The organism is Bradyrhizobium murdochi, assembly GCF_000472965.1.
Lineage (GTDB): Bacteria > Pseudomonadota > Alphaproteobacteria > Rhizobiales > Xanthobacteraceae > Bradyrhizobium > Bradyrhizobium murdochi.
The window spans coordinates 236,543-262,504 of record NZ_AXAU01000005.1 but is presented as its reverse complement, the minus strand read 5'-3'; the positions used below and the strand labels follow the sequence as shown (position 1 = coordinate 262,504).

General features: G+C 63.6%; 25 protein-coding genes and 1 tRNA gene. 8 read left to right on the top strand and 18 right to left on the bottom strand.

What is annotated here, in order from left to right; translation table 11 throughout:
- Position 1: 1 nt before the first annotated feature.
- The gene (locus tag YUO_RS0115870) at positions 2 to 856 is read left to right on the top strand and encodes a COG3904 family protein (RefSeq protein ID WP_028348161.1); all 855 of its coding nucleotides are present in this window, start codon (positions 2 to 4) and stop codon (positions 854 to 856) included.
- Between the two features lie 54 nt (positions 857 to 910).
- Positions 911 to 1,117 carry a hypothetical protein gene (locus YUO_RS0115865; RefSeq protein ID WP_028348160.1) on the top strand — a complete coding sequence of 69 codons (207 nt, stop codon included), beginning with the start codon at positions 911 to 913 and terminating at the stop codon, positions 1,115 to 1,117.
- Positions 1,118 to 1,197: 80 nt separating this feature from the next.
- On the opposite strand, the gene YUO_RS0115860 is transcribed toward YUO_RS0115865, so the two are convergent.
- The 4 genes from YUO_RS0115860 to YUO_RS0115845 form a co-directional block, all read right to left on the bottom strand.
- Positions 1,198 to 1,869 carry a DsbA family protein gene (locus YUO_RS0115860; protein ID WP_028348159.1) on the bottom strand — a complete coding sequence of 224 codons (672 nt, stop codon included), beginning with the start codon at positions 1,867 to 1,869 and terminating at the stop codon, positions 1,198 to 1,200.
- Between the two features lie 30 nt (positions 1,870 to 1,899).
- Entirely contained in the window at positions 1,900 to 2,685 is a 786-nt protein-coding gene (locus YUO_RS0115855) for a sulfite exporter TauE/SafE family protein (protein ID WP_028348158.1), read from the bottom strand.
- Between the two features lie 91 nt (positions 2,686 to 2,776).
- Positions 2,777 to 3,262, bottom strand: a complete 486-nt coding sequence (locus YUO_RS0115850; RefSeq protein WP_028348157.1) for a PaaI family thioesterase — start codon at positions 3,260 to 3,262, stop codon at positions 2,777 to 2,779.
- Between the two features lie 3 nt (positions 3,263 to 3,265).
- Entirely contained in the window at positions 3,266 to 3,691 is a 426-nt protein-coding gene (locus YUO_RS0115845) for an acyl-CoA thioesterase (protein WP_028348156.1), read from the bottom strand.
- A gap of 98 nt (positions 3,692 to 3,789) precedes the next feature.
- Between YUO_RS0115845 and YUO_RS0115840 the strand changes: the two genes are divergently transcribed.
- Positions 3,790 to 4,386 carry a TetR/AcrR family transcriptional regulator gene (locus YUO_RS0115840; RefSeq protein WP_083754596.1) on the top strand — a complete coding sequence of 199 codons (597 nt, stop codon included), beginning with the start codon at positions 3,790 to 3,792 and terminating at the stop codon, positions 4,384 to 4,386.
- 41 nt (positions 4,387 to 4,427) lie between these two features.
- Here YUO_RS0115840 and YUO_RS0115835 read toward each other — a convergent pair whose 3' ends face one another.
- Positions 4,428 to 4,901 carry a hypothetical protein gene (locus YUO_RS0115835; protein WP_028348154.1) on the bottom strand — a complete coding sequence of 158 codons (474 nt, stop codon included), beginning with the start codon at positions 4,899 to 4,901 and terminating at the stop codon, positions 4,428 to 4,430.
- 251 nt (positions 4,902 to 5,152) lie between these two features.
- On the opposite strand from YUO_RS0115835, the gene YUO_RS0115830 reads away from it, so the two are divergent.
- The gene (locus tag YUO_RS0115830; protein WP_430649541.1) at positions 5,153 to 6,238 is read left to right on the top strand and encodes an AbrB family transcriptional regulator; all 1,086 of its coding nucleotides are present in this window, start codon (positions 5,153 to 5,155) and stop codon (positions 6,236 to 6,238) included.
- A gap of 823 nt (positions 6,239 to 7,061) precedes the next feature.
- On the opposite strand, the gene YUO_RS0115825 is transcribed toward YUO_RS0115830, so the two are convergent.
- The gene (locus tag YUO_RS0115825; RefSeq protein WP_028348152.1) at positions 7,062 to 7,604 is read right to left on the bottom strand and encodes a disulfide bond formation protein B; all 543 of its coding nucleotides are present in this window, start codon (positions 7,602 to 7,604) and stop codon (positions 7,062 to 7,064) included.
- A 171-nt stretch (positions 7,605 to 7,775) separates the two neighbouring features.
- Between YUO_RS0115825 and YUO_RS0115820 the strand changes: the two genes are divergently transcribed.
- A tRNA-Leu gene (locus YUO_RS0115820) sits at positions 7,776 to 7,860 on the top strand.
- Positions 7,861 to 8,044: 184 nt separating this feature from the next.
- Here YUO_RS0115820 and YUO_RS40855 read toward each other — a convergent pair.
- The 4 genes from YUO_RS40855 to YUO_RS0115800 all read right to left on the bottom strand — a co-directional run bounded on the left by YUO_RS40855 (position 8,045) and on the right by YUO_RS0115800 (position 14,613).
- The gene (locus YUO_RS40855; RefSeq protein ID WP_051379459.1) at positions 8,045 to 9,739 is read right to left on the bottom strand and encodes a caspase family protein; all 1,695 of its coding nucleotides are present in this window, start codon (positions 9,737 to 9,739) and stop codon (positions 8,045 to 8,047) included.
- Positions 9,736 to 10,263 (bottom strand): DUF3592 domain-containing protein, encoded by a 528-nt coding sequence (locus YUO_RS0115810; protein WP_028348151.1) that lies wholly within the window; start codon positions 10,261 to 10,263, stop codon positions 9,736 to 9,738. Before YUO_RS0115810 ends, YUO_RS40855 begins: the two co-directional genes overlap by 4 nt.
- A gap of 167 nt (positions 10,264 to 10,430) precedes the next feature.
- Positions 10,431 to 12,386, bottom strand: coding sequence for a peptidoglycan-binding domain-containing protein (locus tag YUO_RS47155; protein WP_028348150.1), 1,956 nt, complete (start codon positions 12,384 to 12,386; stop codon positions 10,431 to 10,433).
- 436 nt (positions 12,387 to 12,822) lie between these two features.
- On the bottom strand, positions 12,823 to 14,613 hold the full coding sequence (locus YUO_RS0115800; protein ID WP_028348149.1) for a peptide ABC transporter substrate-binding protein: 1,791 nt from the start codon (positions 14,611 to 14,613) through the stop codon (positions 12,823 to 12,825).
- A 262-nt stretch (positions 14,614 to 14,875) separates the two neighbouring features.
- Between YUO_RS0115800 and YUO_RS0115795 the strand changes: the two genes are divergently transcribed.
- The gene (locus YUO_RS0115795) at positions 14,876 to 16,045 is read left to right on the top strand and encodes a Kelch repeat-containing protein (protein WP_083754593.1); all 1,170 of its coding nucleotides are present in this window, start codon (positions 14,876 to 14,878) and stop codon (positions 16,043 to 16,045) included.
- Positions 16,046 to 16,063: 18 nt separating this feature from the next.
- Here YUO_RS0115795 and YUO_RS40845 read toward each other — a convergent pair whose 3' ends face one another.
- The 4 genes from YUO_RS40845 to YUO_RS0115770 all read right to left on the bottom strand — a co-directional run bounded on the left by YUO_RS40845 (position 16,064) and on the right by YUO_RS0115770 (position 20,923).
- Complete coding sequence (locus tag YUO_RS40845; RefSeq protein WP_198028038.1) at positions 16,064 to 17,650, bottom strand: CYTH and CHAD domain-containing protein; 1,587 nt, start codon at positions 17,648 to 17,650, stop codon at positions 16,064 to 16,066.
- 641 nt (positions 17,651 to 18,291) lie between these two features.
- The gene (locus YUO_RS0115780) at positions 18,292 to 18,639 is read right to left on the bottom strand and encodes a hypothetical protein (RefSeq protein ID WP_028348147.1); all 348 of its coding nucleotides are present in this window, start codon (positions 18,637 to 18,639) and stop codon (positions 18,292 to 18,294) included.
- Between the two features lie 91 nt (positions 18,640 to 18,730).
- Entirely contained in the window at positions 18,731 to 19,681 is a 951-nt protein-coding gene (locus YUO_RS0115775) for an oxygenase MpaB family protein (RefSeq protein WP_028348146.1), read from the bottom strand.
- 57 nt (positions 19,682 to 19,738) lie between these two features.
- Positions 19,739 to 20,923 (bottom strand): MFS transporter, encoded by a 1,185-nt coding sequence (locus YUO_RS0115770; RefSeq protein WP_028348145.1) that lies wholly within the window; start codon positions 20,921 to 20,923, stop codon positions 19,739 to 19,741.
- Positions 20,924 to 21,047: 124 nt separating this feature from the next.
- Here YUO_RS0115770 and YUO_RS48920 point away from each other — a divergent pair, with 124 nt between their 5' ends.
- On the top strand, positions 21,048 to 22,079 hold the full coding sequence (locus YUO_RS48920) for a lytic transglycosylase domain-containing protein (protein ID WP_063830299.1): 1,032 nt from the start codon (positions 21,048 to 21,050) through the stop codon (positions 22,077 to 22,079).
- 72 nt (positions 22,080 to 22,151) lie between these two features.
- Here the strand turns inward: YUO_RS48920 and YUO_RS0115760 are convergent, their stop codons facing one another.
- The 4 genes from YUO_RS0115760 to YUO_RS0115745 form a co-directional block, all read right to left on the bottom strand.
- On the bottom strand, positions 22,152 to 22,454 hold the full coding sequence (locus YUO_RS0115760) for a hypothetical protein (protein ID WP_430649540.1): 303 nt from the start codon (positions 22,452 to 22,454) through the stop codon (positions 22,152 to 22,154).
- A 153-nt stretch (positions 22,455 to 22,607) separates the two neighbouring features.
- Complete coding sequence (locus YUO_RS0115755; protein WP_035726788.1) at positions 22,608 to 23,441, bottom strand: ABC transporter substrate-binding protein; 834 nt, start codon at positions 23,439 to 23,441, stop codon at positions 22,608 to 22,610.
- An 89-nt stretch (positions 23,442 to 23,530) separates the two neighbouring features.
- Positions 23,531 to 24,253, bottom strand: a complete 723-nt coding sequence (locus YUO_RS0115750; protein WP_028348142.1) for an ATP-binding cassette domain-containing protein — start codon at positions 24,251 to 24,253, stop codon at positions 23,531 to 23,533.
- A 2-nt stretch (positions 24,254 to 24,255) separates the two neighbouring features.
- Positions 24,256 to 24,948, bottom strand: a complete 693-nt coding sequence (locus YUO_RS0115745; protein WP_028348141.1) for an ABC transporter permease — start codon at positions 24,946 to 24,948, stop codon at positions 24,256 to 24,258.
- Positions 24,949 to 25,039: 91 nt separating this feature from the next.
- Here YUO_RS0115745 and YUO_RS0115740 point away from each other — a divergent pair, with 91 nt between their 5' ends.
- Positions 25,040 to 25,924, top strand: coding sequence for a substrate-binding domain-containing protein (locus YUO_RS0115740; RefSeq protein WP_035726786.1), 885 nt, complete (start codon positions 25,040 to 25,042; stop codon positions 25,922 to 25,924).
- The last annotated feature ends 38 nt before the right edge of the window (positions 25,925 to 25,962 follow it).

Here is a 25,962-nt window from a genome sequence, read left to right as displayed (position 1 = left end):
CATGCAGCGATCCGCAACGCTTCAACAGCGCGTTCAAGCGTTCCTGGCGGCCAATCCGGACGAAGCGATCCTGCGTTGGCTGTTCCGCAGCATCGTCACGATCACGATCGCTGTACTGGCGGCCGATCTCGCCGGCATGAACGGATGGATCGGCGCTGCCGGTCCTGCCGTCGAGCTTAGGCAGGACACGCCTTCGCTGAACCTTCCCAATGCGGTGCCATCCATTCTGGGGCCGCTGGCACCCGGCGACGACAAGCGCCTGACGCCGCGGCCGCAAGCAGATGGCGTGATGGCCAAGCCGATGACCTTCGAGCTGGTGGGTGGCGGCAAGCTGATGGCGACCGGCACCATTACGCCAGGGATTTCGGATGCGTTTGCAGCCGAGGTCGCCAAGCGCGGCGATTACATCAAGACGGTGGTGCTCAACTCGCCGGGCGGCTCGGTCAGCGATGCGTTGGCGATGGGACGGCTCATTCGAGAGCGTAATTTCGCGACCGAGATCGAGGCCGGCAAATACTGCGCCTCATCTTGCCCGCTGGTGTTAGCCGGCGGCGTCGAGCGCCGGGTCGGCGACAAGGCCATCGTCGGCGTGCATCAGGTGGCGGCGCTGGGCACCACAGCCGGCCTGCCGCGCGACGAGATGAACGTGGCGCAAAATATCTCGGCGCGGTGCCAGCGCTATCTCGGCGACATGGGTGTGAACCTCCAGGTCTGGGTGCATGCGATGGAGACGCCGCACGACAAGCTTTTCGTGTTCAAGCCCGATGAATTGAAGTCGCTCAACCTGGCGACAGCCACAGGGGCGGCACCTTCCGCCTCGGCTCCCCGCCCGGCGCCGCCGAAGGCGCGATCCTAGATCGGGGAACCATCCCTCGCCTTCCGCGTTAGTGAGCGGTCACGGAGGTATCGCATGCGGACGTTTGTCGGAATGATTTTGGGCGCGCTGCTGCTGGTTTTCGGCGTCTATGTCTACGATTCCATGCGGACATCGAGCGTCGCCAGCGGCCAGGTCGCACAGGCTAATCGCACCCTCGTCAACTGGGATGTCGTGGCAGAAGACTGGAAGGCGCTGAAAGCGCGCGCCCACGACGATTGGGTCAAGCTCTCGTCGCGATAATTCCTCGATAGTTTCCTGGCGAGATCAGTCGCAACATTCAAACGCCGTCGTCCCGCACGACGGCGTTTTGACGCTCTAGACTAATTGCTCTTCTTCGCCTTGCGCGCGTCGGCAATCACCATCTCGAATTCCGCCATGGTCAGGATTCCCGGCACGCGGAACTTGCCGACGATGAAGGACGGCGTTCCCTTGAATCCGAAGGCCACCGCTTGATCGTGGTTGCGGGCGAGAATGATGTCGATTGCCTTCGCATTCGTCGTGAGGTCGCGGTTGAGGCGATCCATGTCGATGCCGGCGCCTGCCACCAGTTCGCGGATGCGCGGTTCGGTCAATTTCGAACTGACGCCGATCATCGCCTCGTGCGCCGGAAGGTACTTGTCCTGATACTTGGCGGCGAGCGCCACCCGCGCGGCGTATCTCGAGACGTCGCCCAGAATCGGCCAGTCCTTCAGCACCAGGCGGACCTTGCCGTCGTCCTGCACCACCTGTTGGATCTCAGGCGCGATCTTGCGACAATACGGGCAGTTGTAGTCGAACCATTCGACGATGTTGATGTCGCCGTCGAGATTGCCGGTCGCGGGAGCGTCGGGGTCGCGGAGCACCAGGGCTTCGGTCAGGACGTCATCGCCTTGCGCGAACGCCGGACGCGTCATGCCCGCGCCGAACAGGGCCACGCCCGCGCCGAGCAAGCCAAGCGCTTCGCGCCGCGTCGGGCCTGGGATCGTCCCGGCCGGATTATTCAATCGCTTCATCTGGGTCTCGCCAAGGGCTGCATTTCCTGTCTACGGCTGAGATAGGGATATGTTACGCGCCAGCATATAGAGCGCCACGGCAATAATGGCCACGGCGAACACGATGTTGAGCGCGCCGCGGCGCTCGGCGAGGTGCCGCGCCGAACGCGTGCCGGCCAATCCGCCAGCGAGGCCGCCCGCCACGAACAGTCCCGCCAATGCCCACGACACAAGCCCGGACCAGGCATAGCTGGCGGCCGTGGTCAGGCCGAACGCGGTGACCGCGACCAGCGAGGAGGAGACCGCGTTCATGATCGGCATGCCGGTCGCCAGCATCAGGGCCGGCACGATCAGGAATCCGCCGCCGATGCCGAAGAATCCCGACACCGTTCCGGTGGCGAGACCGAGGCCGACGATAGCCGGCATGTTCGCCATCGAGACCTTGACGTCAGGCAGGCCGATCCGCGAGCGCGTCTTCAGCATCAACAGCGCGATGACGATCATCACCAGCGCGAATAGCGCCAATAGCCGTTGACCGTCCATCATCTTGCCGAGGATCGAACCGCCGAAGGCGCCGGCCATGCCGGCCGCGGCGAAGATCAGCGCGCAGGACCAGATCACGGTGCCGCCGCGCGCATGGTTGGACAGGTTGAGCGCGGCGTTGGCGGCCACCGCGATCGCGCTGGTGCCGATCGCCATATGGGGCTCCGCCACGCCGACCACATAGACCATCAGCGGCACCGCCAGGATCGAGCCGCCGCCGCCGACCAGGCCAAGCGAGAACCCAACCAGCATCCCAGACGCCAGTCCCAGCACGCCTTGCGCGGTGGAGATGATCAAGTTGAAAGACTCAGTTGCACGGCGCGACCATAGAAGGATTTTCTGCAGATCGCCATGGCCGCAGCACAAAGCTGCACTGCAATACACATCAGCCGATCAGGCTGCGAACATGCCCCGTGTCTGGCGACGCGCCCTCGCGGCTGGTCAGCGCCATCAGCGTGCCGGTCATGGTCGCGATCAGCGTCTCCTTGCCGTCATGCGCCGCATAGGCGCGGGCCTCGCACACCGTCAGCGTGCGGCCGGGCTTGACGACGTTGGCGCGGAACGCGAACCGCTCGCCGCGCGCCGGCGCCAGCAAGTTGGTCTTGAATTCCACGGTGAGGATTCCCGCGCCCGGCGGCATCAGCGTGAAGGCGGCGACGCCGCAGGCATTGTCGAGCGCGGCCGTGATGATCCCGGCGTGGATGAAGCCGTGCTGCTGGGTGAGGTCGAGCGAATAATCCATCGCGAGATCGGCCTCGCCGGGCTCCAGCCGCGCGATCGAAATGCCGAGTGTCTTCATCGCGCGCTGCTGCTCGAACATGTCGGTCGCGACCGCGCGATAATCCGGGTTCTTCGGCTCGAAGCGCGGCATCGGTCACGCCATCGCCGGTTCGAGATGCCGCATCGCGGCGTCGCGGATGGCTCGGGCGAACGGCGTTGATTTCCGCGCCTGTCGATCCATGTGCACGCCGGTGATCTCGCAAGTCGCTGCGATCTCGCTGGTCTCGGCGTTGCGCATCTCGTGGACGAAGCGGATCGACTTGTCGCGAACCTCGAGGAGCCGGCTCCTGACCTCGACGATGTCGCCGGCGAGCAGTTCGCGCTTGTAGGTGATGTTTTGCTGCACAGCGGCCATGCCGCGGCCGGAGGTGCGCAAGTACGACGGCGTCAGCCCGAGCCGGGCGAACAGATTCCAGTTCGCCTCGTCGAACTTGCCGACATACCACATGATGTTCATGTGCCCGACATGATCGCATTGCCACGGATAGACCGTGCCGCGATAGGTCGCGTCCGTCTCCATCGTTTGCTCCCGCTCTTTTGCTTCTTGATACGGTAGCGTATCAGACTCTCTCCGGGTTAGCAATACGGTACCGTATCGACACTCGGTGGGACCGGACCATGAGCGATGCCAAAGGAGAGGCGCGAACCGCAGAGGCGCGCGCCGGCGAGGTTCGTCACGAGAGCTGGATCGAAGCCGGCTTTGAGGAAAGCGCCCGGACCGGCATCGAGGGCGTACGGGTCGAGGTGCTGGCCAAGAACCTCGGCGTCACCAAGGGCGGCTTTTACCGCCGCTTCCGCGACCGCGCGGCCCTGCTGGACGCCATGCTGCAGCACTGGAGCGCGGGCCGCATCGCCGCGATCGAGAAACAGGCCAGCCTCGACGGCGCGACCGCGCGCGAGCGGCTGAAGGCGCTGATCGCGCTCTATTCCGAGCGCATGAACACCGAGGCCATGGCGGTCGAACTGGCGATCCGGCAATGGGCACGATCCGACGAGCTGGCGGCCAATGCGGTGGCGAGCGTGGACGCCGCGCGGCTGAAGAATGTCGGGCATCTCTATCGCGCGACGGGACTGGCGGCCGAGGAGGCCGACGCACAGGCCTTCCTGTTCTACTGCTTCGTGTTCGGCCAGAGCCTGCTGTTTCTCGAACATGGCCAGCGCAAGCGCGCGCAACTGGTGGCGAAGTCGGCCGAAACATTGCTCCGCGAAATATAGGCGCGGCCGAAACCTCCGGCCGCGCCCACGTCGATTGCTGGTTAGGCCGAGCCCTTCAGCTTCTTGTTGCATTCGCTGTAATAGCCGCCGCCCTTCTGGATCCACTTCATCCCGCCATTGGCGTTGCTGGCCTTGTTGGCGTTGTACTGATCGAGGCAGGTGTGGAAGCGCTGCTTCGTCGCCGTCTCCTTCGAATATTTTGCGTCGACAGCGCTCGGAAAAGTCGCGGGGCCGGATGGCGTAGCCGCAGGTGCGGCATCCTTCTTGGCAGCCGCCTTCTCTTCCTTCGGCGCGGCGGCCGGAGCCGCAGCGGCGGCAGCGGGCGCGGCGTCGGCGCCGCATTGGGCTTTCCGGAAGTCGTTCCACTTCTGGCCACCGAGCGTGCCGGCAGCCTTCGCGGCCTGGTATTTGGCGCTGCATTCCTGCGCCGTCAGGGCATTCGCCTGCGAGGTCATCGCAAACGCAGCCAATGCCGACAGCGCGCACGCGCCCAGTATTTTTGCTTGAATAGTCATCCCTGGTCTCCTTAGGGCAGTAGTCATCTGCGGCGACCATCCTAGCGCAACCCCAGCTTGCGACAACGCATCGGACGATCCCTGCGGTAAAAATTTTCTGACGGCGAAGAGGCGCGATCCGCCGTCGCATTCAGCCCGCATTCAGCCAAGGCTACGGGACGTTTGTGCAGGCATTGTGCAGACGCTAGCCATGCATTGCTGCAATCGCGTGACGCATTTGTCCGGCGCAAGCGGATTTGCCATAAGGCGGCGTGAGCCTAATCCCCGCCTCGATTTCTTCCGCCATGGCCGACCGTGCCAAGATTCTCGGCACGCTGGAGACGCTCGTCATCGGCGCCGCCGGCGGCTTGCTGTTTCTGTGGCTCAACCTGCCGGGCGGGTTGATTTCCGGCGCGATGGCCGCGGTGGGCATCGCCGCGCTGGCAGGGCGGCCAGTCACCATGCCGGCGATCCTGACGCAGAGCGTTTTGGTGCTGCTCGGCATCACGCTGGGCTCGCTGGTATCGCGGCAACTGATCCAGCACATGAGCGCCTATCCCCTGACCATCGGCTTGTTGGCGCTGGCGACGTTCTGCTCGACCTTCGGCTCGAGTTTCTATCTGCAGCGCGTGCACGGCTGGGACCAGACCTCGGCGCTGCTGGCGGGAAGCCCCGGTGCGCTGTCGCAGATCACCATGCTCGCCGCCGAGAGGGGCGCCGATGTCGCGGCAATCGCCGTGGTGCAGACCATGCGCGTGATCATCCTGACCGCCGCCCTGCCGCTGCTGCTGGCCTTCACTGGCATTGCGTCGAGCACGCCGACGGAAGTGGCGAGCCTCATCGCTTCGCCGCTCGAACTCGCCGTGCTGGCGGCCGCGGCCATTGCCGTCGCACTGCTTTTGCGGCTCGCCAAATTTCCGGCGAGCTGGATGTTCGGCGCGATGATCGCTTCCGCCGCGCTGCACGGCACCGGCCTGATCGAGGGCGGCCTGCCGCCCTGGATGCGCGGCGTGGCGCTGGTCGGCATCGGCGCCGTGATCGGCACGCGCTTTGCGCGCATCAGCAAGTCGACGCTGCTCAGCCACATCAATGCCGGGCTCGGCTCGTTTGCGGTCGCGATCCTCATCTCCGCCATTTTCGTCACGGTGATCATGCTGGCCACCGATGTGCGCTTCGCCGACGTCGTCGTGGCGTTTGCACCCGGCGCGATGGACGCCATGCTGGCGCTGGCGCTCACGCTGCATATCGATCCGATCTTCGTCGGCGCCCATCATATGTCGCGCTTCGTGTTCGTCTCGATCACGACGCCCGGCATCGTGCACCTGTTCGGCCGCCCGCAGGAGGACGTGGACGATTAGACGAGGTCGATTTTTGCGGCCTATCCACTCGTCGTCCCGGCGAACGCAGGGCCCCATAGCCACCGCTCGCGATTGTCGACGGGATCGCGGCTCCGGCTTCATGTCCCAATCCGCATTTGTGATTATGGGTCCCTGCGTTCGCCGGGACGACGCACTGAATACGAGTTCGCGATCTCGCGACATGAACTGCCCGAGGTTTACTACTAACTTCCCGCCCGCTTGATCAGAGGGCGCAGGGAAGACCGGGTGCGCGCTGCACCCGCGGTCTCGTGTGCAAAGTGCGCAAAGAAAAACGCACACGAGCATACAGGTTCAGCGGAAACACTCCGGCCTTCCCTGCGCAATGGCTTTACGGCTTACTTCGTGCTCTTCCCGGCGAACGGCTTTCTTGCCACCGTCGCCCCCGAGAAGCTTCGCTTCCAAAGGACTTAATGCCAGCACCGCGGCATCAGAACCACACGACTTCGCCGTACGCTTCCTGCGCCTACGTCTTGCGCATTCAGCGTCCACCGCATCTCACCGCACGTTCGTGACGATCGCGAAGCGCCCCTCATCCGCGGTGAGACGGGCGGAGTTATGCGACTGATTTGGGTAAGAACGAAAGCGGAATATTTTTGATTCCCGGGCTTGACACGATTTCGGAAAATCAGAAGTGATTTGCCCACCCCTGTTGATCTGTCGCAGCGGTGCATCGAGATTGCGCTTGCGCGCCCGGCAAATCAGCTCGGAGTTCGTAGGGTGGGCAAAGCGCAAGCGTGCCCACCATCACGAAGCGTGCTCGATGATGAATGGTGGGCACGGCGCTATCGCGCCTTTGCCCACCCTACGAGGCTGCCCGCTTGGCCGACACGATGCCCCACACGGCGATCACCGCCATCGCCAGCGAGATCAGCACGTTGTAGCCGGCAAGGGAGAGCCCGAGGAAGCGCCACTGCACCTCGTCGCACCGGATCACCTTCACCGTGTCGAGACGCTGCAGCAGCGTGCCGGCGCTGCCGAGATCGGCCAGCGGGCCGGAGCAATCGGTCGGGCCCTGCCAGAATTGCCATTCGACGCCGGCGTGATAGCCGCCGAGCCAGGCATTGGCGAGCGCCGCGAGCAGCAGCACCGCAAACCCGGCCAGCACCACCTGCCGCGGCGCCCCGCGCGAGGCGGCAAAGGCGACCAGGAGGCTGAGCGGGACCGCCAGATAATAGGCGTAGCGCTGTTCGAGGCACAGCGGACAGGGGCGGATATCCAGCACGAGCTGGAAGAACCAGGCGCCTGCCAGCGTCGCCGCGGCGACGACCGCGATCGCCAATGCCGCAACGACGACGGGATCGGCGGGATGGCGCGCGTGCGACGAATGGAGGGCATCTGACGTCACGGATGTGCTCCGGAGCATGGGTTCATGCTCAAAATAGGCATCAGCCTCCTATCCCGCCACCGCCCAGGTGTCGAGAACACCACAATCACTTCCGCGCGGGTTGACCCGGAAGCGCCGCCCGCTATATTCCGCCGGCTTCGCCGCACCGGCCTCACGGCCTCGCGTCCGAAGGCCCCTGTGGCGGAACTGGTAGACGCGCTCGACTCAAAATCGAGTTCCGCAAGGAGTGCTGGTTCGATTCCGGCCAGGGGCACCACGCTTCGCCCTCGCGGGCTACGCGTGGCGCAGCCGCGGCGCTGCAGACGAAGCGTGCCCGGCACAGCCCGAAGGGCGACGGGCCAAAGCGAGCGACATCGTCCCTCCATCGGCTGTATTTTCCGCATGACGAGCTACGTGCCCAACTCGGACGTGTTGAGTTTTCTGTCCGCGATTGATCCGCCTCACCGCGAAGCTGTCGCTGCGGTACGGAAATAAAAGGGCTCGCTCGGCAGCGAGCCGTAGACAAAAGGCTCCTGCTGCCGTCCGGTTGCGGCCATCACATCATCGCGGACGAAGCGAAAGAGCATGGAGATCTCCAGCCCCGGCTGCTTCAGCCGATTGAGCAGCGCTTTCATGAACGGAGAGTTGTCGTCGTTCCCGTCATGCGCCACCTGACCGGCTTTCGCTGCATAGGCGATCATGGTCCCGCCCTCGGGCTCCACGCGCGCCAGCCCCGTTCCGAGCGAGCGCGTGCTGTTGGTGAAGCGCATCTGCGGCGCGAACGGATTGTCCCGGCATGCATCCAGCACGATGAGCCGCAATCCCCGCACGCCTTCGATCGCGGTGCTGAGCTCATCGATCGACACTGCTTCGAGGCGCACGTCGCGATCGGTCTTCAACTGCGCATCGACAGGTGCGAGCCAGTTGATTCCGCCCATCTCGAGTCCGTGGCCGGCAAAATAGATGACGGCCCAGTCAGACGTTTCTGCCTCTCTGGCGAAGGCTCGCAGGGCGGCAAACATCTGTTCGCGCGTCTGATCGCGCAGCAGCGTCACCTTGCGGAAGCCAAGCGAGTCGAATTCCGCCGCCAGCGCTTCGGCGTCGCGGCCCGCATTCTTGAGGGGTGAAACGTTCTGATAGGCGGCATTGCCGATCACCAGCGCAACCCGATTGTTGCGCTCGCGCGACGGCGTTGCGCCCGGCGCGACCGGTTCGCCGCGGGGCGGCGCCATTGCGCTATCCACCTCGCGCACAAGCTGCTCCGCCTCGCGGAACACGTCGGCGGCGTCGGGGCTGGACAGCGGCAGCCGGCGCGCGGTGGACAGCGCATCGCGCGCGGCCGTGACATTGTTCGTTCGGGCCAATGCCACGCTCTTAAGAGCAAACGCTTCCGCATTGTTCGGGTCGATCTTGAGCAGCGCACCCAGCACAGGAAGGGATTCCGAATAGCGCTTCATCGCCACGAGGGATTTGCCGTGCAGCAGGCCAATGTCGGAGTACATCTTTTGCTGCGAAAAATTGCTGGTCGCCCGGGTGGCGCGAGCCCGCGCAACCTGTTGGAGCGCCTCATCGGGACGGCCGAGTTGCAGCAGGAAGTCGGCTTGATTGATGAAATTGTAGACATCGCCAGGTTGCAGCCTGGCCGCCTGGTCGAGGTCGGCCCGACTCTCCGCGATGTTGCCACGCCGGACGAACGCCGCGGCGCGGTTGCGCAGCGCGCCGGCGCGATCCGAATCGCTGTTCGCCATGGCGAACGCCTGAGTGGCGTCCTTGATGGCAAGATCGAATTGGCCGAGTCCACTGCGGATCGTGCTCCGGTTCAGCCACGCGTCGACGAAGGATGGGTTATCTTCAAGTGACCGGTCGCAGTTCGCCAGTGCATTGCTGTAGTCGTGCCGCATGATGAACTTGTAGCACCGATTGTAGTAGGCAGTAGCGCGCTCGCGTTTTGGAATGCCGCGCGTGTTGATGATCGCCATACAGGCTGTGAGCCCGGCCTCGGCGTCGTTCGCCTGGCAGGTCTGCCAGAGCTTTGCGCGATTGTCGGAAGGTGCGGCCTCGGATGCGCCGGCACCAGGCAACATCAGCGCAAGCGCTAGCACCATGGCATGGCCCGACCAGGCGGCCTGCCGATGAGCGAACGGAAGCGCGATCATGAACGTGTCCTATTGAGAACGGCGACTTGCCTCCGCCCCGGCGAACCAACCACATCCGCGAGATGCGATGGCTGGTCGAGAGCCCGCGCCACCCTCTTGGTCAGCACGATCATGACCGTTGCGACGAACAGGAAAATCGACCCGATGAAAGCCAGGATGATCGGCATCATCCAAAGCGGCAGCACGCCCAGGATGGCGGCCGATTCCGGCACGCCGGGATCGTAAACAACAGGCACTTCCTGCCCGGTGCGGTAAAGGGGCGGATTGGTTCGCAGGCCGGACTGGAATTCGACGGTCCTGCCGTCAATGGTGTCGAAACGCACAATTGGCGTAAAGAGATAGCCCTTGTTCTCGCTGTCGCGCACGCGCAGCATCTCGATCACGGTACCCTGTGTTTCAACGGCGCGGGCAAGCCACGCTTTCGTGCTCCAGACGCTAAAGCCCGCGCCGAGCAGCAGCAGCAGCCCGATCGGTATCAGCGCGAACCTCGCGAGACGGCTGAGAAAAACGGCAGGATCTTCCATAAAAAGACGCGCCCTGCGGCAAACACTATTGTAGGCGTGGATGTGTCTTGGCGTGGACCGAAAGGTTCAATCGCCACGCAGGTGTTATGGCACCAGCGGCGAGCACAACTCCCGGACAGCGCGTCGCGGACGCACCGAGGTTTGCTCTTCCAACCTCCGGCCTTCCCTCACTTCTTCCCGAACGCGCTGAGCAGTCCGCCCAACAGCTTCGACGCGATCCCACCCAGCGCGCCGAAGCCGCCGGTGGCGCCGATTACGCCGGTGATGATCGGAATCAAGGTCGCCATGGTCGAGCCTGAAACCGGCGCGGTTGTGGTTGGCGCCTGACCGGCGATCGCTCCAAGATTGAAGGGCAAATTGAGAATGCCTGCCGACTGCAGCAGCGTGACGATACCGAGCATGCCGGCAGAAAGCTGTACGCTCGGCCGCGACATGGCCGGCGCGAGCGGCTCGGCGGGCTTGTCCGGCTTTTCGGTGCCCGGGAATGGCTTACCGGTCAGGCGCTCGTAGAGCAGCGGCATCAGCACGGTGATGAGATCGACCGGCGCCGCGGCACCAGGCTGTTGCGGCGTTGCCGGATGCGAGACGACCGGCGCCGGGATGGTATTGACCGGCTGCGCGAGCACCGGTGCGTTGGCAATTGGCGTCACCGCCGGCGCCGGCTTGCCGGTCGCAAGCACGGTAAGAAGCTGCGTGATGTCGAGCTGCTTGCCGGTAAGCGCTGACTGCAGAATCAGCGGCAGCAGCAGTTCGAGGCCTTGGCCCGGCTTGGCAGGATCGGCGGCCATCGGTTTCTCCTTCGATAGCAACATGAGAATGAGCGGAAGCAGTTGCTGCAGGTCGAGCGCGGGAGCGCCAGCGGCGGGACTCGTCTCCGCCACCGCGACAGGCATTGCGGCTTTGGCCCCGAGCGAGATGCCGAGCGCCGCCGCCGTCTCCGGCCCGACCGCGCCATCGACGACCATGCCCTCGGCTTCCTGGAAACGCAGCACGGCGGCTTGCGTGTTCAATCCGAACTCGCCGTCGATCAGGCCGGGATCGAAGCCTTTGGCGGCCAGCGCCGCCTGGATGCGCGCAACCACGGCCATATCCATGTTCGGCGCACCGACCTCGTAGATGACGGCTGGCGGGTTGACCTTGATCGGCGCGGCATTGTCATAGGAGATGCCGGGAATCAGGATGCCGGTGTGCCAGCCGCGGCCATGCACCGTGTCGGCCACCACGCCGTAACGCCGTCCCTTTGCCTCGATGGTGCCGCCATTGCCGTCGCATACGGCGATGTGGCCCATCTTGCCCGGACCCGGCGGATAACGGAGCACGATGCCGCCGACGGTCGCCGCCGCCTCCTCCACCGAAACGCGTTTTCCCAGCCGCTCGAGGTCGGCCTTCCAGGCACCGGTATAGGCATCGGCCTTGGCCGGCTGTGCCGTGTGGTCGACGCAGCCGTAAAGCGTGCCGGCCTCCTGATAGACCAGCCATGAGACGAACTCGGCGCAATCCCATGGGCCGTGCCAATGCGGATCGTCCTTCGGCACCCGGGTGTTGACGTATTGCTCGCCGATATGCGCGCGGGCGCGCTGCACCAGGCCCGCACCCGAGGGCACACCGTTTGCGGGCGGCTGGGCAACGGCTATGGCTGGCAGACCGTCGAAGAAAGCGTCGGCGCTGCCGGCCTTGTACATGCGATGGGCCTGACGCCACTGCTCCTCGGTCAGGTTATTGCCTTTGCCCGACTCGCGGCCGGCGATGGCTTTCAGCAGGGCAATAGCCTGCACGGGATCGTCGACCATCTCCTTTGTCAGGATGGCGTTCGCGTCATAGCCGGGCACACCGAAGCCGTGGGCGCCGGTCCACTTCGTTCCGGCCTCGCCGATCCGCATGCCGACATAGCTGCGCGACAACAGATCGAAGTTCGAGGCTGCGCCGTTCACCGGCGAGGGAAAGCGCGCGATCTTGTGGCCACCGCCGATGATGCCATAGCCGGTCTGGCCGAAGCGCGCGGCCCGGGCGCTCGGATATTGAGCGCCGGGATTGTTGTAGCGGAACGAAGCGACCTCGCTGCCTGCAACGTCGTCGCGATTGTCAGCCGTTGAGGGGTCGGTAGACCTGCCGATTTGACCCATTGCGCGCTCCCCCGTTGGTGTGCCTGTTGCCAGTTTCCTCTTCGCCGATCGCTGCGTCCTCGGCCTCGGTTTGCTGCTCATTGGCCGGCCCAGATCTGCCCTTTCGGCACGATGATCCGATCGTCGCGGCCAGTGACAACCGGCCGGACGCGCTGTCCGCACTATCGATATTCGCTTGCGCAGCCGGAGCATTACCGCTCACGGCGAACCGTGAAGAGCCTACAGCGTTCTGCAGCCTTCACGTGTGAGCTAGCTAACAGTTGCGATGCAGGTCACCTGCAATTCGACATCGCATCTGCCGCACTGAACAGGAGAGCGTTCATTGTCGCGGCTGCCGGCGCGACAGTCCACCGCGCGCCGGCGGCGGACCATGGCAGTCCGTCGGCATTACGGTGACACCGTCACCGTAATGCCTGGCACATCCGACGTTTCGCTCTCACGCCTCCCGGTACCAGCTCGCGAGCTGCCACAGATCGTTGTCCCAGCCCGAGATATGCGCGGTCAGCTTGCCGCCGAGCGCGGCGACACGGCTGCGGGAGACGATGGGTTGGATGTAGTTGTCCGACACGACGAGGTCGTTGAGCTTGATGAACAGCGCCGCGCGCTTCACTGCGTCGAGCTCCCGTTCGACCTGCTTGTAGATCTCGTCATATTCCTTGCTTTGCCAGCGCGAGACATTGCGCCCCTGCCACTTGTTGTCCTTGTTCGCCACCTGCCACGACGTGTATTGGTTCATGAAGAACTGCGGATCGGCCTGCGGCATGGTGGTGTTGTACATCTGCGCGTCGCAATAGAAATGCGTGTAGGTGTCGGGATTGGCGGTGTCGGAGGAGAAGAACACCGATCCCACCACCGACTTCAGTTCGACGTCGATGCCCGCTTTCTGGCATGCCTGCTTGACGATGGCCTGGGTCTTCTGCCTCGGCGCATTGATCGAGGTCTGGAACACGAACTTCAACCGCTTGCCGTCCTTGGCGCGAATGCCGTCGCCGCCTTTCTTCCAGCCGGCGGCCTCGAGGATCTGGTTGGCTTTCTCGATGTTGAACTCGAATTTGGTGTTTTTCGAGCGGAAGCGTTCCGGGTTGTTGAGGAAGTTCGCGGTGGCCAGCGCCGTGCGGCCATAGATGTGTTTCTCGATCGACGTGCGATCGATCAGGAGATTGATGGCCTGGCGCACGGCCGGATCGCTGAACAGCGGATGTTTGGTCTTGATGCTGGCGCGCTCGCCGTCGACCTCGACCGCGGGATCAGTCGAGTTGAGCTGGATGAATTCAACATTGCCTGACGGAGTGATGCTCACCTTGCCCTTTCCGGCAGCCTCGAGCCTCAGCAGGATCTCGTCTTCGACCTGCATGTTCCAGGCATAGTCATATTCGCCGGTCTGCAGCACCGCGCGCGCCGCCGATACCGCGTCGCCGCCGCCCTTGACCTCCAGCTCATCGAACTGCGGCCGGTTGGCAACGTGGTAGTTGGGATTGATCTTGGCGCGAAGCATGTCGCCCGGCTTGAAATCCACGAACAGATAAGGGCCGGTGCCGACCGGCTTCAGATTGTTCGGCGCCTCGCGCGATTTCGCGCCGACGTAATCCTTGAACAGATGCTTCGGGATGATCGTGCCGTAATTGCCGACAAAGGCATCGGCCCAGAACGGCGTCGGCTTGGCAAAAGTCAGGCGGACGGTGAAGTCGTCGATCTTCTCGACCGTGATGTCCTTGAAGTTGGCAATCGAGACCGCTGCGGTCTCCGGTGTCTTGGCATATTCCCAGGTGAAGACGACATCGTCGGCCGTGAACGGCATGCCGTCATGCCATTTGACGCCGCGTTTCAGCTTCCAGACCACGGAGCGGCCGTCCTCGGACAATCCATCGTTCTCCTTGCTCGGAACCTCGGCAGCGAGGATCGGAACCAGGTTGCCGTCGCCATCCCATCCCGCCAGCGGCTCGTAGAAGATCCGGGAGCCTTCCTGATCCTTGGTGCCGACGGCGAAATGGGGATTGAGCAGGGTTATGGCCTGCCAATACAGCAGCTTCAGCACGCCCCCGCCGCCGGCCTTGGTCGGCTTGTAGGGAAGCGCGGTCGCAGCCATCGCGACACCGGACCGGCTCAGCATCATCCCGGCCATCGGCGCCGTAAGGCCGACCGCGATCATTCGCTGGACAAAGGCCCGCCGCGACAACCGACCGGTCTTGACGTCTGCAATCAGGTCTCGAAGTTCCCGTTCTTTCATGGGCCGACTCCCTAACTGGTGTTGGATGCTTCGTCGTTGAATGCCTCGTCACTTCCGATTCTGGAAATGGATCAGGTCAGCGCGAACCTGTCAAAGCAGGATCCGGGCCATGCCGTCATGCCAAGTCCCGTCAGCCAAGTCCCGTCAAGCATCACCTGCAATTGAGTGCATCGGCGCGACAGTTCCCGGCTTTGTTGTCTTGACCGCGCTCGCCTTTATTACAACCATTGAATGATCCAGCCACTTTAGCTGAGGTGCTCTCATGTCGTCGACATCCGATCTGCCGCGTCTGAACAGGAGAGCTTTCGTTGCCGTGGCTGCCGGCGCGACAGTCGGTTGCGCGCCGGCGCTCGCCCAGCATGCGGGCCATGGCACGCCGTCAGGCACGGCGCTGCCTGAAGCAGCGCCCTCCTCCGATCCGTTCGCCCGGCTTCAGGGCGGCACGCCGCATCACCTCACCACCGAGCAGATTGCCCAGCGAAAGGTTGACAGTCCGGCGCCGAAAGGCCCGCAGGGGCGCTGGACACCGAAGGCGGCGTTGCCGCTGCCGCGGAGCGAAATGGCCTGGGCCACCGCCTGGGCGGGACGCATGCATATCGTGGGCGGCTATGGCGAAGGCCGCGTCGATCGCGCCTATCATCATGTTTACGATCCAAAGGACGATCGATGGTTCAACGCCGCGCCATTGCCGCGTGGCGCCAACCATGTTGCCGTCGTGGCAGATGCAGGGCGCGTCTACGCGCTCGGCGGCTTCATCGAGCAGAACCGCAATCCCGACCCGAATGCGTTTTTCTACGACGTGGCGTCCGACAACTGGACGACGATCGCGCCATTGTCACGCCCGCGTGGGGCGGCCGCGGCGGTGGCGCTTGATGGCAAGATCCATCTGATCGGTGGCGCCGGCGCCCCCACTAACGAGCGCGCCAGCGTCGGCTGGCATGAGGTCTATGACCCGCAAACTGACAAGTGGGAAATCCGGAAAGCGCTCCCCGCCGCGCGCGACCATGTCGGCGCGGTCGCCTATAGCGGCATGATCCACATCATCGGCGGCCGCTTCAACACCTTCGAATACAACACCGATCTTCACCACGTTTATCTGCCCGCATCAGACACCTGGAAGGAGCGCGCGCCGCTGCCTACCGCGCGGTCGGGCCATGGCCTCGTCGTCTACCGCGACCGCTTGTTCGCGATGGGCGGCGAATACGGTGTGCAGGACAGAGGCCAGATCTCGCAAGGCGCCGTATTCGGTCAGATGGAGAGTCACGATCCGAAGACCAATAGCTGGCAATCTCATGCGCCGATGCTGACACCGCGGCACGCGGTCGGCGCCACCACGATCGGCGATACCATCTATGTTGCGGGCGGAGGCGCGGTGACGGGCGGTGCGGTCCAGTCGTCCGTGCACGAGGCGTTTACGCTGGCTGGCAAGTGATTTGCAAAAACGACGAACTTACCGGCCCCAGAATGCCGACGTGGCCTTGAACCGCCGCCATCTCTGGCGCAGCTTCTTCGCTACTGCAATCTGGTCGCGCGCTCGCCAGCCGGTCATTGCGCCGACGGCAAAACGAAGCGCGGGCCGATTGTCCTGCCCGATGGTATCGAGCAATGCGCTGATATTTGCGATGTCGCGTGCGCGTCCAAGACTGTTTTGAAGCCTGGCGAGCCGCGCCACGTAACGCTTGGCGCGCGCACGGTCGGCGTAAAGCGGCGAGAAGAATTCCGCCGCATAACGCAGCTTCTTGAGATCGATTCTGAGATCGTGTTGCGCATCGGCGTCAAGTCGCCGGAAGTGCGCGCCACGCTTGAGCACCTTATGGTGCCATCTCGCGAGAATTTTATCCGCGAGCGTCGGCATCGGCTGTGACAGCACGGCCAACGCCTCGCTTTCAATCTCGTTGCGCCAGCCGCGGCGTTCGACCCAATTCCCCAACGACAGCAGGAAGCGGCTGCAACGCGGATCGACAAGAACCGCTTGCAGGACAGCGTAGTTCGATTTGCGCTGTAGCTGGACCACCTCACGCAGGTCGACCAGGTCGACCTCGGGAGCCGCCGTCGCAAGGCGAGAGACGGTCGTGACTGCGAACACATCCCAATCGCGAGTCGGACCGAGTTGCTGCATCAACCATCTTGCCTCGCCGTTGATCGCCTCGAACGATGGCGATGGGATCTCCCGCCGGAACAGCGCGCAGATTGTGCGCAGACGGCGCAATGCGACCCGCATCTGGTGCACGCCTTCAGGGTCGGATCCCTCTCTCGCCACCGCGTGGTTATTCAGAAGATGCTGCCAGCAGCTCCCCGCCAGCAGCGCAATCACGTCATCAACCGCGTGTTCAGCGGTGATGCCGACTACCGGTTCGGCTTTCACCGCCGGCTGCACGACGTCGAACGCCAGCGCATAGCCGCGTTCTGCCTTGCTCCGCGTGCCGATTTGCAACGGCGCGGTGTCGAGCAACTGCGCTCCAAGATCAAACAACGCGCCGGCGTTGCCGCTCTTCAATTCGAGTTCGATTTCGGACAGGAGTTCCTGACGCGTACCGGCCTCGATGATCCCCTCGTCGAACGCGATTTCGACCGACGCATCGGGCAGATTGAGCTGCCGAGCATGCCGGCGAACCTTGGTCGCAAACGCCGGCACGAGCGCATCGGGGGCAAGCGTCGTTACGGGATCGCCGATCTCGGCGGCGGGAAGCCGCGCCAGGTCGGGAGTGATGCCGTCAACCGGCGTTTCCCACTGCCGTCGCGCCAACGGCCGTCCGCTGTCGGGCGGAAACTTCAGCGTCTGAATGAAATGCTTGCCGCAGCGGCGCACGCGCAGCGACATGCCGCGCTGGAACAGCACTCGTTCCGGCGTGTCGTAATAAACCGTTTCCAGCCGGCGGACGACGCCGCGATTGCGCGCATGCTGTGCGATGACGGGCATTTCGCGCAGCTTCTCCAGGACACCCTGCGGCGCCAGCAGCTTAAGTTCGATTTCCGCTTGCTCAGCCGGTCGCACAGCAATCGCGCTGCCGGAATCGTGCACGATTGGGCCGTTCAACGGAGACTCCATTGGCAGGGGGAGACGTATGAATATTTTATGACAACCGAAAAATATACACAAACAGTCTACTGGAAAACTCTGCAAATGGCTTGGGCAGTTCCGGTGCCGAGGCCTTGGGTCGCCTCTGTTCGGGCATGAAACCAGTCGGGAGTGGGAAAAAACTTACCGAGCGGAGGCCGCGGACCAGCGGGACGCGGGAGGCTGTTCGGATGATGAGAATGCCGCATCCGCGAAAAAAGAGGCCGCCTCAATCGAGCGGCCCTTAATTTACTTTCTACGCGGCAGTTTGATCGGAATATGCGGCGCAGTACTGGTCACGACTGGAGATGATCTATCATCGGAAGCGTGACTTTTGAGTGTCTCCAGCACCAGAAAAAACTTCTCGGCAAGCATGGCGATGACCTCGCTGGCGAATTTGTCTCCGTCATTGGTCGAGTCGGATTGCTGGAGATTCAATCACTCGCGCGGGGCCGCCGCAATTAAATTCGCGCATCAGAGTAAGCGCTCCGTAGTCGCACGGGAAGCTGCGGCATTGAGCCTATGACTGTCGTCGGGAAGATCGGCCTCGCGCCATGCCCGAGCCGCCCTGCGGCGCGGGCGAGTTGGACGCCCGCCGATGAGCTGCGGCGCCGACCAACTCAAATCCGTTTCCTCATTTCGTCGCCGACCACGCGAAGGTCGATCCTGCCGATCAGATCGGAACGAAGCGCCTCGGCTTCGCTGATGGCGGCCATGGTCTGCCGCAAAGTACTGATGTTCGAGCCGAGCGACACGATGCCGCCCAGCACCGCGGCAATCGAGCCGAGGGCGGCGACCTGATTGGACCCGAGCAGGCCAAGCATCGTGACGAGCATCAATCCGGCGCCGAGCGCGATCACCGACTTCGAGACCAGCGTGATCTTGCGGCACCGCTCGGCGACCTCGGCCAGCTCCTCGAGCCGCGCTTCGATCCGCGAAATCTCGTCAATCGGGTCGTCGTCGTCCATCAATATCAAAATCCGGTTTTGCAGGTTTCGTTTCAAGAATCGTCGGCGGGCAGATCTCTTACCGCAAATGACAGGCCGATGCCCATCGGCCTCACCTCTCCCGACGATCATCCAGCCGCGGTCGTCCGGTCCACGCCCGATTGAGCCACCGGGTAGCCAGCTCGAGCCGCGGCTTTCCCTGCAGCCGCGCCTGCGCTTCGTGATAGGGGCCTACGTAGCGGAGGCGGGTCGGCAGGTGGGGATATAGGCGGCGTATCCACTTGAGCGCGCGATCCGCGGCTCTCTGATCGCGTTCGTCGAAATCGAGGCCGAAGCCTGTGCGCAGCCGCTCGGGCAACATCTGTGCGCTCAGGGCCACGTACCAGCGCGGCGGCCGCAACCACGGACGTGCACCGGTCAAGATGTGGTGGGCCACGTCACGCGCTGCAGTGCTGACGGACAAGGTATCCGATTGAGCCATCGCGGCGTTGTAATCGGCGAAGGATGACCAATCCGCCGGCAGGTCCGCGGGTCTCAGCCCGAACAATGCGCCGAACAGCCGGCTTTCGGCCCAATATTGCTCGCGCTGTTCGGGCGACAGCGGAGGCAACACGAGGTCGTGCGCGATGGCGGCAGTTTCGACGAGGGTGGCGTGAACCCAGCGCAACGCGGCGATGTCGTTGGCACTGTAGGATGAACCTTGGGCGAAGCGACCGCTCGCCTCGGGTAACGCGCCGGAGATCATCGCGTGCCGCCGATGCAGACGCCGGGCCGCGGCAGTCGCGCCATCGAGCGAACCGAACACCATTGTGAACATCAGCTCAAAGGTTCGATGAAAGCGGCCGACCGGATCGGTAAAGGTGTGCGAGTGCTCGGCAATGGCGGTCGCGACCCAGGGATGCGCCAGTTGAAGCAGCAAGGCGCGCCCGGCTCCCAGAAAGATCACGGCTTCCCTGTCGATCCGCCACGTCATCGACGCCGGGCCAAAAATGCCCTCAGCCGGCCCGGCGGCGCCGGCCCTGACGGCATCGAGAGTAGCGTCTAGATCGCTTTCCGAGACCAATTGGCAAACCTTCGAGAGAGATCGAGCTGGTTTTTCGCGAGGCGATTCTACCGTAACTCAGCGTGCGCGGGCAGAGATATCCCGAGCATTGGTAAAGCCAAACCAGGCGAGCGGCAACGCGAGGCCGCAGAGCACCGCCATCGCAACGAACGCCCCTCCGCCATACCTGGCATAGAAAAGCCCTGAAAGCAGCGTCAGTGCGGCCGTCACTACGCCTGAACCAAACGCGTAGATGGCTTGAGCCGTTGCGGCCAATTTGGCGGGGACAAGAGCTGCCATCAACCGCATGCAAGAAAGATGCAGCAGCGCGAACGTCAATCCGTGCAGCGGCTGCACCATCGCGAGCGCCACAACGGACGTCGTGGTCCCCGCAACCGACCAGCGGATGATTCCGGCTGCTGCCGCCAACGCCGCCGCACCACGCGCGCCGAGCCGACTGAGCAAGGCCGGTCCGATCAGAAAGAATACGATGACTTCTGCGGCGACGGCTTCCGACCACAAGACGCTTATGACGAAGGTGTCTATTCCGGCATTGCTCCACCGGATCACCGCAAAGGCGTCATGCATGGCGTGGCTGCCATAGATCAGAGCCGAGACGAGGATCAGGATTCGAAACTGCGCAATTCCAAGGAGTCCACGTACCGCGCTCGCAAGCTGCGAGGCGCCGGCATGCGGCGCTGGTGGAGCTGAAACCTTGGGCACCAGCGCGGTTGCCCCAGCGGCAGCGACGAGCAGGGCTGCGTTCAACCAGACCACGCGCGTCAGATCAGTGGACGTGATGAGTTGCCCGATGATCAGCGTGCCGCAGACGAAAGCCGCCGATGCCGAACCGCGGATCCAGCCGTATTCGAACGGCCGCCCCGCGATCTGCGGCCTGGCCGTGTTGACTGACAACGCGTCGGCTATCGACGTCGTAGGAGCCAGTGCGACGGCTTGAACCAGCGCCAGAAACAGCAACAGCCAAAAGCCTTCGGCTGACAGCAACGCCACAGCCGTTGCGGCGGCCAGGGCGGCGCAGAATGCGAGCACGAGGCGCAACGATTGCAGGAAGTCTGCAAACATCCCGACGAGCGGACCGGCGACAAGACGCGCCAGCAACGCAGCCGCCAGTATCAAGCCGATCTGCTCGAACGTGAGCGCTCTGGTTTCAAAAAACTTCGGCCAGAACGGCGATGCCACGCCGAACGCCGCGTACAACGCGGCGTAAAGAGCGATGTAGGCGACCGGCCCGGGAACGCGCATTCTTTTGAAAGTTCCATTCGGTAGAATTACGGACGAGAAGAACACCGCTCTGCCGTAGTTCATCCGCGAAATCTCCACATCCAACTTCTATCCGACCGGCCTTCACACAAATGGATGGAAGTTGATGCGATATCTTTTCGCCGCCGTGATTGCTGTGTTCGTAGTCGCGGTGGATTTTGAAAGTTCCGGAGTCAGGTCAGCATGGATGGAACCATCTTTTGTTGTCGCTGAAGCGCAATCGGAACCCGCCGCGACATCGAATTCTCACACAGGAACTGTGACCGCATCGGTTGCGCATTCGCAAGAACCGGACGCAGCAAGTGTCGTCGCGCCGAACCAACCGGCAACGACGGCAGATGCCGCGGCTCATGCGGTCGCCTCGATAAAGGAGGAGGCGCCAGCGAATCCGATCTGTGAAGCGGTCAGAAGCGCCGCTGAGGAACACGATATTCCGATCGGGTTTCTCGCGCGCCTGCTCTGGCAGGAAAGCAGGTTTCGAACGGCAGTGGTCAGCTCTGCAGGCGCGCAGGGCATTGCGCAATTCATGCCGCGAACGGCGGTCGAAATGGGCTTGAAAGACCCGTTCGATCCGCTGCAGGCGATTCCTGCGTCGGCAAGATTTCTTCGCAAGCTTCATGATCAGTTCGGAAATCTCGGGCTTGCGGCGGCGGCGTACAACGCGGGCGGCGGCAGGATCGAGAAGTGGCTATCGCGACGCGGCGGGTTGCCGAACGAAACGCGCGCTTACGTCAAGATCATCACCGGCAACAAGGCGGAGGCCTGGACGGACGCAAACAACACTGTCCATATGCCGACGGACCTGCCGGATAAGGCACCATGTGAAGGCGTCGGTGGCCTGTCGAAGGAAGACCAGATCGCCGAAATTCCGGTCGATCTGGCGCCTTCCATCAGCGGAATGGTGCGAAAGGTTGATATTGCCGAAGAGAGCCACGCGGCTCTCAAGAAGCGGCGAGTTGTTGCAAGCCGAACCACAAGGGCCGTACGTACGGCCTCCCGGAATGCGCATGCCCGAGTAACCCGGCTGGCAGCAAAGGCTGCGACACGGAAGCCCGGCAAGCAATCCGGCATGCGCATTGCGTCGGCGGCCGGCAGCGGCAGCCGGACAAAGTCGTCGAAAGCATCGCGGGAATTGTAGGCTCGGATCGACCCGCCAATTGGCACGCAAAAAAGCCCGCATTGCTGCGGGCTTTTTTCTCGCCGGCCTGTCTTACCAGCGGCCGGTGCCGAAGCTGAAGGTTACACCGGGACCGCCGCCGTAATAGCGGGGACCGTAGTACCCGTACCGGCGCGGCGCGTAATAGCCGTAGCTATCGTAGTACGGGCGATAGTGCCGGTGGTAACCCCAGTGCCGATGACGCCAGTGGCGACGATGGGCACTGAAGTCAGTGGAAGACTGCACAGTATCCGTCGCAGGTTTCGCCTTCACCGAATTGTCGGCGGCGTTGGCGGCGGAACCGCCGATCAGCGCAGCAGCACCAACGGCAAATGCGATGGCTAGTTTCTTCATCATCGAACTCCAGTGATTGTGTCCACTCTACGGAGTCTAATCACCGCGCCGCGATCACGTTCCGTCTGCGACATTAAGGCTGCGATAGCTACTTGAACAAACATTCATGAATATGAACGGTGGTGGTTCCTTTCGACGACTGATCGCAGTCTCGCATCACGCGCCGGAATCGCTGGCGTTGGGATAGAACAACTGCTCGCCGTTGATCTTGTAGCCGGCGATCGCCTTCTGGCCCTCTGATGATATCAGCCAGTCGATGAATTGTTGGCCGAGATCCTTCTTGACGCTCGGATGTTTCTCCGGATTCACCAGCATGACGCCGTACTGGTTGAACAGGCGCTTGTCGCCTTCGACGGCAATTCCGAGGTCGCCGCGATTCTTGAACGACAACCAGGTGCCGCGATCGGCGAGCACATAGGCGTTCGAGGCCGAGGCGGTGTTGAGCGCAGCGCCCATGCCCTGCCCGATCTCCTTGTACCAGGGGCCCTTGTCCTTTGCGATGTCGATGCCGGCGATCTTCCAGAGATTGAGCTCGGCCTGATGCGTGCCGGACTTGTCGCCGCGCGAGATGAAATCGGCTCCCTTCGCCTTGATCGCGGAGAGCGCAGCAACAATGTCCTTCGAGCCTTTGATGCCGGCCGGATCGCTCTTCGGGCCGATCAGGATGAAGTCGTTGTACATCACGGGATGGCGCCTGACGCCAAACCCTTCGGACACGAATTTTTCTTCCGCAGGTTTGGCGTGGACGAACACGACGTCGGCATCGCCGCGGCGGCCGGTATCGAGCGCCTGTCCCGTGCCCTGCGCTACCACCTTCACGTCGATGCCGGTCCTGACCTTGAACATCGGCAGGATATAGCCGAACAATCCGGAATCCTGCGTAGAGGTGGTCGAAGCCACCACGATCGATTTATCCTGAGCGATGGCGTGGCTTGAGAATGCGAGGGCGGTGGTCGCCGCAATCAGCAAGCGGCGGGTGAGTATGGTCATAGGTTCTCCTTCTTTTGTTTGCGCATGATCTTTTCGGAAAACCGGTGACCACTTTGCACTAACGTGGCCCTCCGGGTCCGGATCATGCGCTAAATCAATAGTTCGCCGGCGAGGAACGCCCTCGCCTCGGCGGTCTGCGGCGCGTCGAAGAACGATGCGGCTGCACTGGTTTCGACAATACGGCCGCGGTGAAGCATGACGATCTCGCCGGCGAGCCTGCGCGCTTCGCCGAGATCATGGGTCGCCATCACGACCTTGATGTTGCGCTCGCTCACAGTGCGGATGATGTCTTCCACCGCCTTGGTGGCGATGGGGTCGAGGCTCGCGGTCGGCTCGTCCAAAAACAGCACCGCCGGATCGCGCGCGAGCGCGCGTGCCAGCGCCAGCCGCTGCTGCTCGCCGCCGGAGAGCCTTCGCGCCGCGCGGTCGGCGAGCGCGTGCAAGCCGACCAGTTCGAGCAACTCGGCGACGCGTCGCGCATGCTCCGCGCGCGGAATGTCGGCGGCGCGCAGCGCAAAACGGAGATTGGCGCTAGCGCTGCGCCGGAGCATCGCCGGGCGCTGAAACACGATCGCGCGCTTCAGCGGCGGCACATGTTCGAGCCCGCCCCAGGTGATGCGCCCGCGCGAAGGTGCCAGCAGCCCCATCGCCAGGCGCAGCATCGTCGATTTTCCCGAGCCGTTGGGGCCGATCAATACCGTGGGCGGGCCCGGCGCCAGCGTGAGCGCTACGTCGTCGAGGATCGTGATCCCACCGGCCGTAACCGTCACGCGATCGAATTCAATCGGCAGTTCGCTCGAAGGCGCGCGCATGATCATCCCGCCAATCGCTCGCCGGCGCGGCGCACGCTCCAGGCCAGCGCGTTGACCGCGATCACGATCGAAATCAGCACGAGGCCGAGACCGATCGCGAGCGGCAGGTCGCCCTTGGAAGTCTCCAGGGCAATCGCCGTCGTCATCGTGCGGGTGAAGCCTTCGATGTTGCCGCCGACGATGATGATGGCGCCGACCTCCGCCGCCGCGCGGCCGAAGCCGGCGAGCAGCGCCGTGACCAGGCTGAAGCGCGCGTCCCAGATCAGCGCCATGACGCGGCCGAGCGGCCCGAGGTTCATCGCGGTGAGTTCGTCGCGGTATTCGAGCCAGAGATCCTCGATGGTCTGCCGCGTCAGCGCGGCGATGATCGGCGCGACCAGCACGGTCTGCGCGACGATCATGGCGCTCGGGGTGAACAACAGGCCGAACGCGCCGAGCAGCCCGGAGCGCGACAGCGCGAGATACACCGCGAGACCGACGACGACCGGCGGCAGGCCCATCAGCGCATTGAGCAGGACGATGACGCCCTGGCGGCCGGGGAATCTCGTCAGCGCGATCCAGGCGCCCAAGGGAATGCCAATCAGCGCGGCCAGCGCCACCGCTGAAAGACTCACATACAGCGACAGCCGCACGATCGCGAACAGCGCGGGATCGCCGGAGAGCACAAGTTGAAGGGCGGACGGGCCGTCTGGCATTTGTAATTCCACTAGCCGGGGGCATCTTGCGCAGATAGCAACGATATGGTCAATTTCTGTAATATTTGCACCCCAATGCATGTTAGTGCCGATGCCGGAGCTCCTCACGACCGACGAAGCAGCCGATTATCTTCGCCTCTCCGAGCGCAAGCTCTATGAGCTGGTGGCGAACCGCGAAGTTCCCTGCAGCAAGGTGACCGGCCGCTGGCTGTTTCCGCGCACGGCGCTGGATCGCTGGGTGTCCGCCGGACTCATTGCGCCTGCTGGCCTGGCACAGGTCGCATCGCCGATCCTCGGCGGCAGCCACGATCCGCTGCTGGAATGGGGCTTACGTGAGAGCAATTCCGGCCTCGCCAGCCTGGCCGAAGGCAGCGAGGAAGGCCTGCGGCGGCTGACGCGTGGCGAGGTGATGATCGCGGCGATCCATCTGCACCGGCTCGACGGCGATGACGAGAGAGCTAATGTCGAGGCGGTCGCCGATGCGCCGGGCTTGCACGATGCGGTCGTGCTCGGCTTTGCGCGGCGTGAGCAGGGCATTCTGGTCGCCTCAGGCAATCCGATGGGGCTTCGCGATATGACGTCGATCGCGACATCACAAGCACGGATGGCGCAACGCCCGCCCGGTGCCGGCGCGCAATTGCTGCTGCTCGCCCTGCTCGCTCGCGCGGGCATCACGCTCGAGGATCTGAAACTTGCAAGACCCGCCTTCCCCACCGGACCCGATATTGCGCAAGCCATCCGCGCCGGCCGCATCGATTGCGGCATCGCGACGCGAAGCGTGGCGAAAGCGGCGGGACTCGATTTCCTGCCGCTTGTCTGGGAGCGTTTTGATCTCGTGATGCGGCAGCGCGACTACTTTATGAAGGGACCGCAGGCGCTGTTCGAGTTCATGCGCGGGCCGAGCTTCCGCGATCGCGCAGGCGAGCTTGGTGGTTATGACGTCAGCGAGGCCGGCGCGGTGCGGCTAGTGAATTGAGGGGGCGCGAACGAGTCCCTCGCTGCTTTTGGCCTGGA

Bases quoted from the DNA above. Each gene is read 5' to 3' on its own strand.
- YUO_RS0115800 (WP_028348149.1), bottom strand. From the start codon at position 14,613: ATGAAAGAACGGGAACTTCGAGACCTGATTGCAGACGTCAAGACCGGT.
- YUO_RS48920 (WP_063830299.1), top strand. From the start codon at position 21,048: ATGCGATATCTTTTCGCCGCCGTGATTGCTGTGTTCGTAGTCGCGGTG.
- YUO_RS0115755 (WP_035726788.1), bottom strand. From the start codon at position 23,441: ATGACCATACTCACCCGCCGCTTGCTGATTGCGGCGACCACCGCCCTC.
- YUO_RS0115865 (WP_028348160.1), top strand. From the start codon at position 911: ATGCGGACGTTTGTCGGAATGATTTTGGGCGCGCTGCTGCTGGTTTTC.
- YUO_RS0115745 (WP_028348141.1), bottom strand. From the start codon at position 24,948: ATGCCAGACGGCCCGTCCGCCCTTCAACTTGTGCTCTCCGGCGATCCC.
- YUO_RS47155 (WP_028348150.1), bottom strand. From the start codon at position 12,386: ATGGGTCAAATCGGCAGGTCTACCGACCCCTCAACGGCTGACAATCGC.
- YUO_RS0115780 (WP_028348147.1), bottom strand. From the start codon at position 18,639: ATGGACGACGACGACCCGATTGACGAGATTTCGCGGATCGAAGCGCGG.
- YUO_RS0115835 (WP_028348154.1), bottom strand. From the start codon at position 4,901: ATGACTATTCAAGCAAAAATACTGGGCGCGTGCGCGCTGTCGGCATTG.
- YUO_RS0115760 (WP_430649540.1), bottom strand. From the start codon at position 22,454: ATGATGAAGAAACTAGCCATCGCATTTGCCGTTGGTGCTGCTGCGCTG.
- YUO_RS0115750 (WP_028348142.1), bottom strand. From the start codon at position 24,253: ATGCGCGCGCCTTCGAGCGAACTGCCGATTGAATTCGATCGCGTGACG.
- YUO_RS0115740 (WP_035726786.1), top strand. From the start codon at position 25,040: ATGCCGGAGCTCCTCACGACCGACGAAGCAGCCGATTATCTTCGCCTC.
- YUO_RS0115840 (WP_083754596.1), top strand. From the start codon at position 3,790: ATGAGCGATGCCAAAGGAGAGGCGCGAACCGCAGAGGCGCGCGCCGGC.
- YUO_RS0115860 (WP_028348159.1), bottom strand. From the start codon at position 1,869: ATGAAGCGATTGAATAATCCGGCCGGGACGATCCCAGGCCCGACGCGG.
- YUO_RS0115850 (WP_028348157.1), bottom strand. From the start codon at position 3,262: ATGCCGCGCTTCGAGCCGAAGAACCCGGATTATCGCGCGGTCGCGACC.
- YUO_RS40855 (WP_051379459.1), bottom strand. From the start codon at position 9,739: ATGATCGCGCTTCCGTTCGCTCATCGGCAGGCCGCCTGGTCGGGCCAT.
- YUO_RS0115810 (WP_028348151.1), bottom strand. From the start codon at position 10,263: ATGGAAGATCCTGCCGTTTTTCTCAGCCGTCTCGCGAGGTTCGCGCTG.
- YUO_RS0115870 (WP_028348161.1), top strand. From the start codon at position 2: ATGCAGCGATCCGCAACGCTTCAACAGCGCGTTCAAGCGTTCCTGGCG.
- YUO_RS0115795 (WP_083754593.1), top strand. From the start codon at position 14,876: ATGTCGTCGACATCCGATCTGCCGCGTCTGAACAGGAGAGCTTTCGTT.
- YUO_RS0115770 (WP_028348145.1), bottom strand. From the start codon at position 20,923: ATGCGCGTTCCCGGGCCGGTCGCCTACATCGCTCTTTACGCCGCGTTG.
- YUO_RS0115845 (WP_028348156.1), bottom strand. From the start codon at position 3,691: ATGGAGACGGACGCGACCTATCGCGGCACGGTCTATCCGTGGCAATGC.